Here is a 15,650-nt window from a genome sequence, read left to right as displayed (position 1 = left end):
GCGGGCTCATACCCCCCCGCGGGGGGGGTGGGTTTTTTTGTGTGGGGGGGCGGCCGCCGGGGGGGGGGGGGGGGCCCCCCCCCCGCCCCCCGCGCCCCGCACGTACAACCACCGTCATGATCAAGCGCTTCGTCCGGCGCGGCGTACCCGCGTTCGCTCTCGTCCCCCTGCTCCTGGTCGGGCCCGCAGCCCTGCGGCCCGACCCCGCGTCGGCGCACTCCGCGCCGGACTCCCGCACCCCTGTCCAACTGCTCGCCATCAACGACGTGCACGGCAACCTGCTCCCCGTGGACGGCGCGGCCGGACGCATCACCCACCGCGGTCCGGCGATCCAGGCCGGTGGGCTCGCCCAGATGGCCACACTCCTCGACGAGGCCCGCGAGGGACGGACCAACTCCCTCACCCTCGGGGCCGGCGACATGATCGGCGGCAGCCCGCTGCTCTCGGCGCTCTTCCATGACGAGCCGACGGTCGACGCCCTCGAAGAGCTCGGGCTCGGCGTGACCTCCGTCGGCAACCACGAGTTCGACGAGGGCCCGGCCGAGCTCCGGCGAATGGTCGACGGCGGCTGCCACCCCAAGGACGGCTGTGCCCCCGACGCCCCCTACCAGGGCGCGGACTTCGCCTATCTCGCCGCCAACGTCACCGAACGCGGCAGTACGACCCCGCTGCTGAAGCCGTACACCGTCAAGACCCTGCCGAACGGTCAACGTATCGGTTTCATCGGCCTGGTCACCAAGGAAGCCCCCGGCTCCATCAACTCCGCCATGATCCGGGACGTCGAGTTCCACGACGAACTGCCGGTGATCGAGCGGTACTCGCAAGAGCTCACCAGGCAAGGCGTGCATGCCCAGGTCGTCCTGCTCCACGAGGGCGAGGCGGTCTCCGGTCAGGCCGGTGCGGGCTGCGACGACGGCGGCCCCGGCACCGGGCTCGGCGGCCGGATCAAGGACATCGCCCGGCGGACGGTGCCGGCGGTCGACCTGATCATCAGCGGTCACTCCCACTCCTCCTACGAATGCACGGTGAACGACCCGGCCGGCCATCGACGCCTGGTCACTCAGGCCGACTCCTTCGGCCGCTCCTTCACCGACCTGCGCTTCGACCTCGATGCCGCCGGGGAGGTGGTGCGCAGCACCGAGCGGGCGGAGTTCCGCCCCGTACCGGTGGGCACCCCGCAGCAGCCGGCCATGGCCAAGCTGATCGATACCTGGCGGGCACGCTCCGAGGACGTGGCGAACCGGGTCGTCGGATACATCTCGGCAGACATGCCGGGCCGTGGCTCCCCCCTGCCCGAGACACCGCTGGGCAGCTTCATCACGGATGCCCAGGTCGCCGCAGGCAAGGTTCACGGAGCCGACCTCGCCCTCATGAACCCCGGCAGCATGCGCGCCGACCTCGTCTTCCACGACGGGGGTGCCGTCACGTACGCGGATGCCTACCGGGTCCAGCCCTTCGAGAGCCCGTTGTGGGTCCTGCCGTTGACCGGCGCACAGCTCATCACCGCACTCCAGCAGCAGTTCACCGGCGTGAACGCGGACAGCCCGCGCTTCCTCCAGCTCTCCCGGGGACTCAACTACTCCGTCGACATGAGCCGCACCGGCGCCGACCGCCTCCTCGCGGACACCGTCAGGGTCGACGGACAGCCGGTGGACCGGGACGCCACGTACAAGGTGGCCCTGAACGAGTTCCTGGCGAACGGCGGCAACGGCTTCAGCGTCTTCGGCGAGATCACCTCGCGAGAAGGCGGCGACGTCTCAGAACTGGAGGCGCTGATCGACCATCTCAAGACCACGACGGCCGACAACCCGGCCATTCCTCCGGCACCGGGCCGCATCACTTTCGTCACCCATTGACCGCACAGGGCCGGTTCACGTGAACCGGACCACCGAAGACCGGTGGTCCGGTCCACGTGCGGACGCGGCGCTTCGGACTTCCACCGCCGGCGGTGCGTGCCGCGCTGGTCGGGTGAATGACCGGCGAGTGGTGTGCCCGTCCGCCGACAGCAGGGCGACCATCGAGGAATGGCTGTCTCCGAGGGAAAGGGCTTTTCCCATGCGTCGTGCACTGATCATCGTCGATGTGCAGAAGGACTTCTGCGAGGGCGGCAGCGTTCCGGTGAAGGGCGGCGCGGACCGGGCCTCCGCCATCGCCGAGCTGCTCCGGCACTCGGACGGGCAGTACGCCTTCGTCGTCGCCACTCGTGACCACCACATCGACCCGGGTGCCCACTTCTCCGAGAACCCCGACTTCCAGGACTCGTTCCCCGTGCATTGTGTCGTCGGCAGTGAAGGGGGCGAGTTCCATCCGGACTTCGCGCCCGCCGTGGACTCCGGGCACGTCGACGAGGTCGTCTTCAAGGGCGCGCACTCCGCTTCGAAGAGCGGATTCGAAGGCTTCACACAGCACGGTACGACGTTGTCCGACTGGCTGAGGGCCCGCGATGTCACCGATCTCGACATCGTAGGCATCGCAACCGATCACTGCGTGAAAGCCACCGCACTGGACGGGGTACGAGCGGGCTTCACAGTGAGGGTCCTGCTCGACTACACCGCCGGCGTCGCCCCCGACACCACGCGCACCGCCCTCGACGAGCTGCGCCGTGCCGGCGTCGCGCTGAGCGGAGAACCTGTCGTCGTCGCCTGACCGGGTCAGCCACTCACAGCCCACTGAGACGCAGCCGGGATCGACCGCGCACCGTTCACCTCACCCCGGCGAGCCGGGGCGACAGGCCGGCGGGCTGCTCGCGGCCGTGTCCCCGGTGACAAGGACGTCGCCGAAGGGGCCGGAACTGTGCAGGATCGCCTCCGGGTACGCCCGCGGTCCTGTGCTCCGCCCCCCTCTGGGAAAATTACTTGCATGAACCAAAGAAATACGACGGCCTCCCCGCCCGAGCAGGGTGACTCCCTCTTCGTCATCGCGGCCGCGGTCGTCGAGGACGGACGGCTCCTGGTGGTGAGCAAGAAGGCAGCGCCCGATGTCTTCTACCTCCCCGGCGGGAAGCCCGACGCCGATGAGGAAACGCTGGAGACACTGGCACGGGAACTGGAGGAAGAGCTCGGCGTTCAACTGCTGGAACCCCGCTTCCTCGCCGACATCGAGGCCGTCGCAGCGCTGGAGGGCACGCCCATGAAGATGACGGTCTTCGAGGGACGCCTCAGCCGGCCGCCCAGGCCCGCCGCCGAACTCGCCCACATGAGATGGGTGTCCGGCGGCGAAGACGGCCTTCACCTCGCTCCCGCCGTACGGGACCACGTGCTCCCCCTGCTGCGACGAAACGGCGCACTCGCGGCGTAGCGCGTCCCTCATCGGTCGAGGGCCTTGTGGAGCGGCCGGGAGATCCTGGTGACGGACCTGTCGACGACGGGAACCATGGCCTCCACCAACTCCGTCCGGCGTTCGGGAAGCGACCACCACGTCGTCACCCGACGTGCGGCGCCGCCGCCTGAAGGCAATACGGTCCAGGTGGCGGATCCTGCCGCCCGGACGGATCGCGGAGATCGTCCCGGCCGTGCTGCGTCACAACCAGCGCCCGGCTGACATGGCGGGGGGCAACAACGTGTCCGAGACCACCGTCCGCCGCCGGCGCGACGAACTGATCGTGCTGCTCGCCGCGCAGGCCCCGCGCCTGGACCACGCCCTGAAGAAGATCGCCGAGCGGGGCGGAGAAGTGGTCCTGACCGACAGCACCCTCTTCCCCACCCTGCGCCGTACCGGAAGAGCCGACCGACGGAACCACTCCGGCAAACACCGCCGTTACGGCCCGCACTTCCTCGCCCTCACCGACGAGAGAGGCCGCCTGATCCGGATATCCGCCGCCCGCCCCGGCCGCACCCACGACAGCACCGCCGCCCGCCACGATCACGCCCGGCTCACCTGCACGCCGCCGGCCTCGGGGCCCTCGCGGACCTCGGCTCCCGCGCCCTGGACAACGACGTACGTGACCCCATGATCGTTACCGGCTCACCGCGACCCGCGCTCACAAGCTCACCCCAAGCTCACTCCAGGCCAGAAGGACGCCATCCGCGTGCTTGCCACCGGACGCGCACCAGCCGAACACGGCTTCGCCCACCTCAAGAACTGGCGGACCCTCACCCAACTCCGCACAAACCCCGCTCGTGCCACCCGCCTCCTGCACGCTCCGCTGGTCCTGGTGCACCTCGAAGTCAACCGCCGACTGTCTTCGATGGGTGGAGGGGTCTCCCTGCAGGAAGGGGAGTCAGCTCCACCGTCGATATGCGCCTCAGCTGGATTCCTCGCTGCTGCGCCGATCCGTAGGTTCATGTCATGACGGTTTCAACCAGGCACTTACCGCTCGTCAACAGGCGACGTGGTCTGTTCATCTTTCTCGGTGTCGCTTACATCGGCATGTGGGCGGCCATGTCACCGCTCCTGGCCGGCGGTTACCGGCGCGGTGACGCACGCGAGGAGACCGGTGCACTGGAGCAGGTGTGCATCGCGGCCGCGATGCTGGCGCCTGCCCTCGCCGCAATCCTCGTCGTCCGCTGTGTCGAGCGCAGCGGCCGGGTGCGGGACACACTCGCCCTGCGCTGGACGAAGCCCTGGGGGCGTGCCGCACGGGCGTGCCTGATGGCCTTCGTCGTCCCCGCCGGCCTCACCACGGCTGCTCTTGCCATCGGCACCTTCGCCGGCCGCTACCCATTCGGTGGAGTGCACTGGAACGGGCTCGGGGCGTGGGCGGCCGCAGCGGTGCTGAACATGCTGGTGTCGCTGCCGCTGTTCTTCGGCGAGGAACTGGGCTGGCAGGGCTACCTTTTTCCGCGCCTCGCACAGGACGGTGACCGTCGGAGCCTGATACGGGCGTACGTGATCACCGGCGCGGCCTTCGCCCTGTGGCACCTGCCCACGCTGCTGATGGGCGGCCAGTACCCGGGTCGGCCCTGGTATGTGTCGGTGCCCGCCATGCTGGTGAGCTGCCTCCTCATCCTGCCGGTCTTCACATGGCTGCGTCTGCGCTCCGGCTCGGTCGTACCCGCTGTCATCGGCCACGCGTTCGTGAGTTCGGTGAGTGTCGCCATGGTCACGGAGTTCGCCGATTCCAAGGCAGCACTGGATCCCCTGCACATGAGCATGGCCGGATGGCCCGGCTGGATCGTCACAGGCGCGTTCGTCGCCTTCCTGGCGCTGACCGGCCGGCTCCAGCCGTCCTTCTACACGGCCCGAACCACGGCCCGAACCACTGCCGCACACGATCAGCGTGAGTTCTCCGGAGACCGCACACCAGCCCTTTGACCGTGACTTCAAGTTGGCGGAGACTCAGTGTGTTCCTGTGGGGACTGCGGGGACTGCGGGGTCTCCGGGGCGCTCCGGCGCCTGCTGAGAAGTGTGGCGATCGGGAGGGCTGCCGCCAGGCCGCTGAGGAGGATCGCTGCGAGCGCGCCCAGGACGGCAGGCTGGTTGGCGAAGGCGAGGCCGATGGCGGCCAGTGCGGGGCCGGCATTGCGCACCGAGGCGACACCTCCCATGGTGGTGCGGCGTGCCGTCGGACCTGTGGCCAGCAACGTTCCGACGGCGAAGGCGAAGACCGCGAGCAGGAACCCCGCAAGCAGGGCGAGTGAGCCGAAGAGGGCGACGACATCCTGCCAACTGCCCAACAGCATCCCCGCCAGCACGATCAGGAACGTGATGTTGGAGATAGCGGCCGCCGTGGGGTGCCACGCCTGCGCGGTGGGCTGCGCGTAGCGGCGCAGGAGCAGACCGATGGCGAACGGGACGAGTTGCAGGAGTGCAACCGTCCGCACCAGCGCACCGACGTCGAGGGAGACCTTGGTTCCGATATCGGCGGCGGTGAGGATGGCGTTGACGGTGGGGGCGAAGGTGAGGCTGCCGACGGAGGCGAGCAGTACCTGCATCGCAGCGCCCGCGACGATGTCGCCCTTCTGTACCGCGGCCAGCTTCGCTCCGAAGGGACCGCCCGGGGACGAGGCGATCAGGACGAGGGCGATGAAGGAGGCCGAGGGCAGGCCCAACAACGCTGCGATGCCCCAGCCGAGGAGCGGAATGGCCACCATGTTGGCGAGCAGCGCCGACAACAGCAGCGGAAGGTCGGCGAAGACACCGCGAAGTGCCGGGACGGTGGCCCTCAGGCCGGCAGCGAACATGGTGGCCGCGATGAAGATGACGGTGACCGCGTTGAGGACGAGATGCAGGGCGTCCATGACCGCTTTCCCTCGGAGGCCGGGCCACCTCGCGGACGTGCCACAATGCGCGTCCCGACCTCTCAGTCGCGAAGGTCCCCGAGCCAGCGCAGGGCGCTCAGGCCGGGCAGGAAGCAGTACTCGCCTCCTCGGGTGACGACGAACCGGGGCAGCGGGGCGAGGCGGCGCCGCACCGGCCGCCGGGGAATGGTGAAACCGGCCTCTCCGTCCGCGGACCCGACGACGGGATCCCTCGTCCTGCCCGCCCCGAAGAAGACACCGTCGTTCATCCACTCCGACTGGACGAACTCGAACTGCCGCCCCGGATGGGCGCCGATGAACGCGAACATCAGGCCGCGGTCCACTCCGTCGTCCTTCCATACCCCATCGGGCAGCGGCGGACCGTAGACGGCGCCGCGCCGGATCATGCGGTGCAGCCTCACCTCTCCGGCCACCGAGGCGTCGCGCGGGTTCGCCCGGCGGATATGGCAGCCGCCCGGAGTGATGAACCCCGTCGGATCGTCCCCGTACAGGAAGGAGTTACGGCGGTGCGGGTCGGCGCCGACGGCGGGGTCATCGTGTTGAGGGGCCAGCGCCAGAGGGGTTCCGCTGCGCCAGCGGCCCATGATCTTGGCCGCGACCATTTCCTCGTCCTGGGCCCCTGCGGAGTTGTCCCTCAGGTAGCGCCTGAACCCGGCGACGTTCTGGTGGAGTTTCCGGAAGACCACGTAACTGCCGTTGCGCCCCAGCACAGGCGGCTGCGGCGTCCGGACGCCACCGATCTCATCCGGATAGCCGAGAACGAACTCACCGCCTCTCAGCGGCACTTCCAACTCATTGGACCCAGGGACGCCGCTGCCTTCGATGGCCGGGTGGCTGACACCGTCGCGATACCCGAAGTGCTCTTTCTCGGTGGGCAGCGCGTAACAGTTCTGCCGCCAGATCGCCGTCACACCGGGGAGGCGGTCGTAGGCGGGCCGGGCCCGGTCCACAGCTGCCTCCAGGCGCGGGGCATCGGGCGCGACCGCCGTGATCACCACATGCACGTCGCGCGTGCCGAGCGGCGCTTCCCAGTTCTCCGGGCTGCTCGCACCCTCGTCGCACAGCGCCCCGGCGCGGGCGGCCATGCCCTGCCGGAACTCCCACGCGAACGTGTCCAGCGCTGCGCGTGGCACCCCCAGCGCCTCCAGGCCCCAGTACGTGACGGCGACGCTGACCCAGGTGTCCCCGAGGGGGCTCGACGAATCGGCGGCCGAGGTCACCGCCGAACTCGCCCGCCGCATCAACTCCCGGCCCTGGGCCCGGTCGTCGATGCGGAAGATCAGGTATGTCGCCGCGTAGGGGGTCGGCCGGGGGCTGAGGACCCCGGCCTGAATGTCGTCCAGTTCCAGTGGGACGTCCGTGGGTGCGCTCACGTGGGTCTCCCTGCAGCGTCGCTACGAGACGAGGTTGCGCCAGAAGTTCCGCAGGCTGTCGTCGGCACCGAAGAGAGTGCTGAAGATCGTTGAGTCGGCCAGCAGCACGTCTGCCGCGCGGTCACCGCCCGGAGGCATCCACAGGAACATGTTGAACTCGGTGTTTCCGTCCTCGGTGAACGGATGGGGCCGGGAAACGTCGATCGGCTGCCGGGCCAGTACATGGATGTCGTTCGGCTCATCGGCCGTCACCGCATAGTGCGGCAGGTGCATGTGGAAGTTGAAGTTCGTGACTCCTTGCAGCCACCCCCTCTCATCCAGGTCCCTGAACGTGGACAGCGGGGCGATCCGCTTGTCCGCGTCCGTGGCGGGGCGCAGCCCGTATCGGTTGATCACCGGCACGCCCAAGCCCTTCATCAGGTCCCTGACGTAGGTGGCGAACCGCTGCTGGCGCGGCACCAGGGGATCGCCGTGATGCCGGTACTCCGTCTCCCGTACGGACAGATCGTCCGACGCGCCGACATCGTGATGGGGCCCCAGGACGAGGCGGGCGTCCTCCCGGGCGAGGAAGGTCTCCAGGGCCTCGATCTCTCCGTCCTGGGCCTCCTGCCCTGTGATCATGTGATCCAGTCCGAACACGAACAAAACGTCCGTGTCGGCAAGCACGCGCTCGTCGATGGGAGTGTGAGAGCCCGCCTGGTCGATGCGCTGGTACACCGGAACGGGATGCCCGGTCACTTCCTCGACGAATTCCTGGAACGGCACCCAGGCCCAGAAGAAGAGTTCGAGGGAGCCGGCGATGCCCTGCTGGAACTGATACGGGTCCGACCATTTCGGCTCCTCGTAGGCAGGCCACGCCACGCGTCTGACCTCGGTCATTGTCGAGAAGCGGTTGTCCAGCTCGGCCGCGTTCCGACCCGCTTCGGCCGGATAGCTCCACGAGACGTAGACGCTCACACGCTTCCCGCCGGGGGTGTACTCCCGTGGGGTATGGCGCTGGTTGTATGTCCGCGCGGTCCTGGCTCTGCTCATGTCTGGAAGCCCTCACTGCATCTGGTCGAGCATCTCGGACAGGGCACTCTTGATCCGCAGTGCCTTCTTGATCTCGTCCGCCGTCACATACGGATACTCTCCGTACTCGATGAAGCTCGGACAGTGGTGCTCGCGGACGAACCTGGTGAACGCCTCCGGGTTGGTCCGCCAGTCCTCCGGGAACCCCTCCAGATGCTCGAACGCCGTGCTCACACCCGCTTTCGAGAAGAGCGCGATGGCGTCCTCGGTGTACTTGTCGAAGTCGGTGTCGAAGATCCCCTGATACATGAAGCGTGTGTCGCCGTCGAAGAGAACCCAGCGCAGATAGTGCAGCTTCAACGGCGCGAGAAGGTACGGATCCCGTTCCAGCGCCTTGGCCAGTGAGTATCCGTACTCGCGCACCGCGTCGGCGTGGCCCGGTTTGACCCGCGCGATGATGGTGAATCCGTAGCACGCCGGAGTCCTCGGAAAGATGGGCCCGTACTTGCCCTGTTCGAGATGATCGGTCTCCTTGGGGAGGACGACCGCCTGCGGCTTGATCTCCATGTCCGCTCCTCCCGCCGTCCAATGGACGGGGCGAGTCCATTTTCCCGCCCCATCGGGGGGCGCGCCTGCTGAGCAGGAGACGGTGGCCGTTCCTCGGGGGCGGCCGGATGATCCCTCAGGCCCGGAGGCCGGATCCACGGCCGTGAGGTGTGAAGCGGGCCGGACATCCCCAGCTGCTTTCCGGCTCAAGGGCGCTGGAGTTCAACGAGGAGGAATGCTCATCCGGACGAAGTCGCTGAGGACTCCGACCGTTGCACTGGCCCCCGCCACGGTCCTCGCCGACCGCGAAGCTTGCTGACCCCCGGGACAGCGTCTGCTGCATCGATGCTTCCGCAGCTCGCTGGATGCACGTGTGCTTCGTCAATAACACCGGTCACAAGCTGGTCAGGATGGACCAGCCTCTCGACCCACCTACATAGGGCACGTCGTTTCATTTGGCGAGGCGACAGCAGGTGAGGCCAACGCCAACCCCAGCCCCGACCCCGACGCCAACCCCGACGCCGACAACGACGAGGAATTGCTCGGCCGCGGGGTTCATGGCGGCAGCGGTGGAGCCGGCAGCAGCAAGCCAGGACAGCTTCCGCTCGGCCGCCCGGCGATGGGCGGCCGACCCGCTGCACAGCCCCGTCGCATTCCGCCGGGACTGTGCGTTCAGGTCCGCCCCGGCGGCACAGCCGGACACTCGCCCCGGGCTGGGCCCGCTGGGGCCTCTCGTCCGGATCACGCCGGGCTCGCGTGCCTTGGTGTCGCACTTCGCCGTGTTGTCGTCGGTCGCCGACGCTTCACGTCGGCTTCGTCCTCCGCCTTGCGACGCACGACAGCGGCCCCGCTCCCTGATCCGGCCCGATCCGAACGGAAGCCCCTAGGCCATCACCTGGACCTTGTCCGCCTGCAGCCCCTTCTGCCCCTGGACCGCCTCGAAGGTGACCGTCTGGCCCTCGTGGAGGGACTTGAAGCCATTCCCTTCGATCGCCCGGAAATGCACAAACAGATCGGGGCCGGATTCCGGCGTGATGAAGCCGTATCCCTTTTCGTCGTTGAACCACTTCACAGTGCCGTTCTGGCGCTCAGCCACGTCAATTCCCCATATCAGGACCAGCCGGTCATCGGCCCGTTGAAAACCGAGAGTCATGATGACACACAGTCGATCATCCGACTACGCACGATGACGGCATGCCGCAACACTGCAAGTACAGCCCCCATCTGGACCCCTCGGACTGCGCGCGTACGGTGCGGTCGGCGTGAGGCCGGAGGCCGAGCCCGGTCGGGCCTCGTCCCGCCGGAACACGCCGAGGCATGGCCCGCCGCTTCGACGAGCTCGACCGCATCACCGCCGGCCCGGCACACGCGAAGGACAGCCGGGCTGGACACCTCCCGGTCAGGCAACGGGTCCACCGGGCGACGGTTTCGCAATCGACCGGATCCGTGCCGTAGACACGGTCATTGCGCGTCGCGTACTCATCGGCACCGACGACTTGCGGGATGGGGGCGTCCGGGGCGGGCAACGTGGTGAGCAGACGAAAGGTCGTGCTGCGGCCGACGGACGTCCCGACGACTCGTCCCATCCGGGCACCGGCCCGGCCGGCGAGGTCGGACCGATGGCCGTAGCGTCGAACGCAGTCGCTCGGTCCACCGACTGCGCCGCCTGGTCAGTCCTGCCATCTGCTCGACGAATGTCGCAAGGAGACGGGCGAGGCGAATCCGGAGCACGTGGACTTGCGTGATCCCGGAAGCCGGCCGGACAAGTTGGAACCGACCTCGCGGGCCCCTCGTCGCGGTCAGTACGCCGGTCCCGGATTCACGTCTGCTGACTGACCATTACCCATATGAGGGCCCGCCGACCGTGGAGGCCCCGGTGCCGCGAAGAGGGCGCTCGCGGTGCTGAGCAACAGGTGCTCCCACGACTCACCGACAAAGCCACACTCTCCCGTACGTTCTCTCAGTCACCTTCTGCGGGACGTGTCCGGGCCCTAACCTGCTGATGTCGTACCGGTATCGCGCACCCCTGGAAGGGGATGGACAGCAGCCCTCGTACTGCTCCTCGCCGCAGTGCTGACCATCGTCGGGCTGACGACGGACCACGACCTCATCACACAGGTGAGCCGGCTCCTGTGGGCACTCGGCACCCTTCTGGCCGTCCGGGGAATCGTCCTTGCCAGGTGGCGGCTGAACCCCGGGGCTCTGACCGCCGCCGCGGACGCGGGCGACCTCAACGCCCTGCGGGTCCTGGCCATGACGGCCAGGATCCGCGACGGACTGGAAGAGGCGGAACGGCCGCTGCGCCGGGCCGCCGAAGCGGGTGACGTCGAGTCGATGTGGGAGATGGGGCGGCTGGTGGAGAATCGCGACGGCCTCCCCGCGTCGGAACCGTGGTTCCGTATGCGGCAGGGCATGGACATGTGGTGGCCCGGCAGATGTTCGAGCCGGGGGACCTGTTCAACCGGAACGGGGACAATCCGTTGTAGCGGACCGTGACACTCGGACGTCGTCTTGTCCGGCGCCGTGGGTGGTGGCCCCGGAAACGCACGGGCACCGAAGTGCCGGTTCGCCTCCCGCCGGGCGGTCGGGTTCTCACTCCTGGCCGCGCTGCGTTACGCGGTGTTGGGCGGCGTGAGTGCCGGTGGCCGACTCCGCTTGTGATGTCGCAGCCGTTGCTGCGGGCTCCGGGCTGTATCGCAACAGATCGGTCGAGACGGCTTCTGCACCGGTGAGCAGAGCTCCGGCCTGCTCGTACTGCATGCCGGCCCCGATATGCCGGGCGACACCGCAGCCGGCCGGTTCAGTCCAGACGGTCGTACGCGCCCGGCTCCCAGTCGGCGAACAAGGTCAGCGCCCTCGCCGTCTCGGTGCGCTCCGGCGCCGTGGAGGTGGCCGGCCACCAATTCTCCACCTGATGGGCGTCCACGAGAACGAAGTCCCGGTAACCGTCGAAGTCACCGGGGTCTCCCGCCACGCCGATATGGATCGGTGCGTCATCGGGCAGATCCTTCAGCGCGTCGCGCAGCTGCGCGGCACTCCAGACCTGCGGGGCATGCTCAAAGACGTCGGTCATGGGCACAGAGTGCCGGACCGGGCCGCATTGCTGACGGAGACACGGCTGTGCCACCGGGGCAGAGCGCTGATCTGGGGGTACGCGGACCGCGGCCCGGCCGCCCCGCGCCCCATCACTCCTGGCCGGGCCGAACGGATGCACAGCTGCTCGCGGCCTGTGGCAGCCGCCCCGGCGGTACGGGCTCCGGCCGGGCGGCTCCCACCGTGACCTCTGCGGGAGGGAACGTGGGCTGACGGCGCACTGTTCTCCGGAGCTGCCCCAGCCCTACAGGGTTCGGTACGCCCGGAGAAAGGTCCGCACTCCCTCGACGACGACTGGCCGGACGGGGGTGTCCTCCGCGGCATTCGCGGAATCGAGCCCGTCCAGCGCGACGCCGAAGGTCAACGTGACGAACCGGTCGGCCGCGAGCCGGGGGTCGGGGACATCGAGCAGCCCACGTCGCGCGTACCGATGACGACGACGGTCTTCGGCGGCCGTCCTCGGCGTGCAACATGTCGTCGGTGACGGATCCGGCCACGGAGCCCTTGTGAAAACCCGTTGGCGGACCACGGCGACCATTGCTAGCCTCCCGGAGGCCGTGCGAGAGAACGAGGAGGTGGTACCCGTGAACGCAGTATCGACATGGGTGCTCCCCTCCGGGGCCACGGTCGGGCGATAGGTCGTCCGGGAGCGCCGTCTCTGAGCACTCCCGAAAGGCACGACCATGCAATTCACTTCTGAACGACGCCTCGACGACGGCGTCCTTGAGCGCGAATTCACCATCGGCGAGATCCCCGGCACCCTGTGGACACCTGGATCCGCACCCGCCCCGCTGATCCTGATGGCCCACAACAACGGCCTGCCCAAGGCGGAACCCCGGTTGGTGGCCCGGGCCCGGTACACCGCGGCGCGCGGCTACGCGGTGGCCACCATCGACGCCGCCGGGTGCGGTGACCGGCCCCGTTCCGCCGCCGACGAGCAGGCCCGCGCCGACCTCCGCCGGGCGATGCAGGCAGGCGAGCCGGTCGACGAGATCTTCGAGTCCTTCATCGGCCCGCTGGTCGAAAACGCGGTTCCGGAATGGCGGACCACACTGGACGCCCTCCTTGAGCTGCCCGGGATCGACGGCCCGGTCGGGTACTCCGGGGGGTGGACCGCTCTCGGTATTCGGCTGGCGGTGGTCGAGCCGCGCATCGTGGCCGCAGGCTTCTTCGCCGGGGGGTACGTGCCCCGTGCCCAGCGCGAGGAGGCCCGGCAGGTCACCATTCCGCTGCTGTTCCTGCTGCAGTGGGACGACACAGGGAATCCCCGGCAACGGGCCCTGGACCTGTTCGACGCCTTCGGCAGCACGGAGAAGACACTGCACGCCAATCCGGGAGGGCACACCGGCACCCCATGGTTCGAGCTGGAGGACGGGTGCCGGTTCTTGGACCGGCACCTGAAGTGAGACCGGGCCGACCGGCCGGCAACGGACGGTAGGAGGCGTCGGCCAGGATGCCACTCGTCGAGGACAGGTCCCGGCCCTCCGCGACGACGGTGGCAGGCAGATGCACAACCGCCCCGACCGCGACGGTACCGCCGATGCAGGTACTGGCCGGTCGGGACGGCGCTCGGCGGTCGGGTGCCCGGTGAGGCCGGTGTCGGGGAGCCGGCCTGCTGCGGTCGGCTGTCGGGCACACATGCTGCGTCAGGGAACGACGAAGCCCTTCCCGGGGTGGGAAGGGCTTCGTGAGTGAGCGCTGGGCAGGCCTTGCACCTGCATTTCCCCACGGGAAGCGGGGCGTCTTTCCTTGGACCACCAACGCAGTGTCAGCCACCGCGAGTTGCGGCGAACTTTCAAGATCAACTATAGCGCATGCCGGCCGTCGGACGGACACCGTGCTGCGCCTCCAGCGCGAGTCCCTCGGCGGCGATCTGCTTCTGGCGGCGGGCCCGCCGGAGGAAAAGGACTTCCCACCCACGGTCGAATAGGGGCGGGCCGGTCCGGGGACGCGTTCGGCGGTCCGTGTGAGCCGTCCCGGCTTCCGGTCCCCGCAGGGCGCAGTCAGTGGCCGGGGCTGCAGTGCTGCCGCATGGAGATCGAAACCCTTCTCGAAGACCTGCGCAGCGACGACGCCGCGCGGGTGGAGGCGGCCGCCGCACAGCTGGCGGAGCAGGCCGAGAGCGTAGTTCCGGAGCTGCTGCGTGGTATGGCCGGTGTGCAGCGGACCGCCGATCTCCAGCCGGTCATGCGGGCGTTGCGGCACATCGGGCCGCCTGCCTTCGACGGCGTACTGGCGGCCTGGCGGTGCAAAGAGGTGACGGACTGGCAGGCAGGGCGGCTCCTTCAGGTGTTCGACGAGCGTTCCGCCGACCAGTACGCGGCCCTGGCGGCCGATCCGGACCGCGGGAGTTCGAGCAACGGCTTCCAGGGACTCGTCAGGCTGCGGGTGGACTCCGAGGCCGGGCTGATGGCCCTGGTGGGCAGTTTCGCCCGGGGCCGCCTCGTCCCCTACAAAGCATCCGACTACGCCCGCCTGCTGCACGATTCCTTCCGGCCGCGGCTGCGCTCCCTGCGCCGTGACCCTGCCGCGTCCCCGAAGGTCCGGCGTGGCGCGATGGCGGCGCTGGTGGCGGGCGGCGGTGGCGACGCGCTCGACGACCGTGACCGGGCGGCGGTCGAGCGGCTGATACGGGTGAAGATCCCGGGCGAGGTCCCGGAGCTTCCGTCGTCGATCCTCAGCGGCTGGTGGATGGCCGTGCCCGGGGCGTCGTACGAAGGTGTCTTCGAGGCTCTGGGCCTGCACGACCGGCGGCCCGTCACGGTCGCCGCCGGCGTGCAGGCGGCAGAGAGCCAGAGCATCCAGGTACCTGGGCAGGACGGCGCCGACCACTCTGTGGGGCGGGCCTTCGTCACCCCGGAGCTGGATGGCTGGCGTCTGGTCTTCGGCCCCTTCGACCAGCTCGTCGGCGACCCCTGGGACAGCATGATCGAGACGGTCGAGGCCGATCAGGGCGTCCAGGGCGTGCCCTTGCCGGCGGATGCTCGCGTCCCAATCCGAGTAGATCAGGTGGTAGTCGTCGGCCAGTTCGTCGTAGAAGTGCGCCACCGATGTCTCGGGCATGGCCCGGGACTAACGTGCCCGACTCCCCGGAGGTGCCGGTCATCCCCGTGATCGGCGCGAGCGCTCGCGCTGACGGTGGTGCCGGCATTTCCCGTGGACATCTTCGAACGCGCTGTCCGTCAACGGCCGTTGGGATCACCGACAGACGCCGCTGCTGAAGGTGGACGAAGCCACTTCCAGGTGTTGACCGGGCGCGAGGAGGAACGGCATCGCCACCGCTTCCGGCGAGCCCTCGGGCAGTTGGGCCTTCACACCCCCGTGTCTGCGCGGCCGTCGTCGACCGCTTCACGTTCGACGGCACCGTCATCGAGACCGGGACCGACTCCTACCGCCCCCCGGCACCACTGTCCAAATCCTCCGCGCC

15 protein-coding genes are annotated in these 15,650 nt (G+C 69.0%); 8 read left to right on the top strand and 7 right to left on the bottom strand.

Going from position 1 to position 15,650, the window contains the following annotated elements:
- Window positions 1–116 precede the first annotated feature (116 nt).
- The 5 genes from ACFVH0_RS13120 (at window position 117) to ACFVH0_RS13100 (ending at window position 5,253) form a co-directional block, all read left to right on the top strand.
- Entirely contained in the window at window positions 117–1,856 is a 1,740-nt protein-coding gene (locus ACFVH0_RS13120; RefSeq protein ID WP_385819643.1) for a bifunctional metallophosphatase/5'-nucleotidase, read from the top strand.
- A gap of 199 nt (window positions 1,857–2,055) precedes the next feature.
- The gene (locus tag ACFVH0_RS13115; protein ID WP_385819642.1) at window positions 2,056–2,646 is read left to right on the top strand and encodes an isochorismatase family protein; all 591 of its coding nucleotides are present in this window, start codon (window positions 2,056–2,058) and stop codon (window positions 2,644–2,646) included.
- A 213-nt stretch (window positions 2,647–2,859) separates the two neighbouring features.
- A complete protein-coding gene (locus ACFVH0_RS13110) occupies window positions 2,860–3,297 on the top strand; it encodes an NUDIX domain-containing protein (RefSeq protein WP_385819641.1) in 438 nt (145 codons plus the stop codon).
- Window positions 3,298–3,559: 262 nt separating this feature from the next.
- The gene (locus ACFVH0_RS13105) at window positions 3,560–3,952 is read left to right on the top strand and encodes a transposase family protein (RefSeq protein WP_385819640.1); all 393 of its coding nucleotides are present in this window, start codon (window positions 3,560–3,562) and stop codon (window positions 3,950–3,952) included.
- 335 nt (window positions 3,953–4,287) lie between these two features.
- Entirely contained in the window at window positions 4,288–5,253 is a 966-nt protein-coding gene (locus ACFVH0_RS13100) for a CPBP family intramembrane glutamic endopeptidase (RefSeq protein WP_385819639.1), read from the top strand.
- Between the two features lie 8 nt (window positions 5,254–5,261).
- Here the strand turns inward: ACFVH0_RS13100 and ACFVH0_RS13095 are convergent, their stop codons facing one another.
- From ACFVH0_RS13095 to ACFVH0_RS13075, 5 genes are all read right to left on the bottom strand, one after another.
- Window positions 5,262–6,179 (bottom strand): bile acid:sodium symporter family protein, encoded by a 918-nt coding sequence (locus ACFVH0_RS13095; RefSeq protein ID WP_385819638.1) that lies wholly within the window; start codon window positions 6,177–6,179, stop codon window positions 5,262–5,264.
- Window positions 6,180–6,241: 62 nt separating this feature from the next.
- Entirely contained in the window at window positions 6,242–7,573 is a 1,332-nt protein-coding gene (locus ACFVH0_RS13090) for a Dyp-type peroxidase (protein ID WP_385819637.1), read from the bottom strand.
- Window positions 7,574–7,594: 21 nt separating this feature from the next.
- Window positions 7,595–8,605 carry a hypothetical protein gene (locus ACFVH0_RS13085; RefSeq protein WP_385819636.1) on the bottom strand — a complete coding sequence of 337 codons (1,011 nt, stop codon included), beginning with the start codon at window positions 8,603–8,605 and terminating at the stop codon, window positions 7,595–7,597.
- A 12-nt stretch (window positions 8,606–8,617) separates the two neighbouring features.
- Entirely contained in the window at window positions 8,618–9,151 is a 534-nt protein-coding gene (locus tag ACFVH0_RS13080) for a hypothetical protein (protein WP_385819635.1), read from the bottom strand.
- A gap of 862 nt (window positions 9,152–10,013) precedes the next feature.
- On the bottom strand, window positions 10,014–10,226 hold the full coding sequence (locus ACFVH0_RS13075) for a cold-shock protein (protein WP_385819634.1): 213 nt from the start codon (window positions 10,224–10,226) through the stop codon (window positions 10,014–10,016).
- Window positions 10,227–11,200: 974 nt separating this feature from the next.
- Between ACFVH0_RS13075 and ACFVH0_RS13070 the strand changes: the two genes are divergently transcribed.
- Entirely contained in the window at window positions 11,201–11,626 is a 426-nt protein-coding gene (locus ACFVH0_RS13070; RefSeq protein WP_385819633.1) for a sel1 repeat family protein, read from the top strand.
- Between the two features lie 304 nt (window positions 11,627–11,930).
- Here ACFVH0_RS13070 and ACFVH0_RS13065 read toward each other — a convergent pair whose 3' ends face one another.
- Together ACFVH0_RS13065 and ACFVH0_RS13060 are read right to left on the bottom strand one after the other, a co-directional pair.
- Window positions 11,931–12,203, bottom strand: a complete 273-nt coding sequence (locus ACFVH0_RS13065) for a DUF6225 family protein (RefSeq protein WP_385819632.1) — start codon at window positions 12,201–12,203, stop codon at window positions 11,931–11,933.
- Window positions 12,204–12,467: 264 nt separating this feature from the next.
- Window positions 12,468–12,761, bottom strand: coding sequence for a TetR/AcrR family transcriptional regulator C-terminal domain-containing protein (locus ACFVH0_RS13060; RefSeq protein WP_385819631.1), 294 nt, complete (start codon window positions 12,759–12,761; stop codon window positions 12,468–12,470).
- 145 nt (window positions 12,762–12,906) lie between these two features.
- On the opposite strand from ACFVH0_RS13060, the gene ACFVH0_RS13055 reads away from it, so the two are divergent.
- Together ACFVH0_RS13055 and ACFVH0_RS13050 are read left to right on the top strand one after the other, a co-directional pair.
- On the top strand, window positions 12,907–13,629 hold the full coding sequence (locus ACFVH0_RS13055; protein ID WP_385819630.1) for a dienelactone hydrolase family protein: 723 nt from the start codon (window positions 12,907–12,909) through the stop codon (window positions 13,627–13,629).
- A 625-nt stretch (window positions 13,630–14,254) separates the two neighbouring features.
- Window positions 14,255–15,337, top strand: coding sequence for a hypothetical protein (locus ACFVH0_RS13050; protein ID WP_385819629.1), 1,083 nt, complete (start codon window positions 14,255–14,257; stop codon window positions 15,335–15,337).
- Window positions 15,338–15,650: the final 313 nt, after the last annotated feature.

Source organism: Streptomyces sp. NPDC127117, assembly GCF_042677325.1.
In the GTDB taxonomy this organism is placed as follows: Bacteria; Actinomycetota; Actinomycetes; order Streptomycetales; family Streptomycetaceae; genus Streptomyces.
This window is presented reverse-complemented; position numbering and strand designations above follow the sequence as displayed.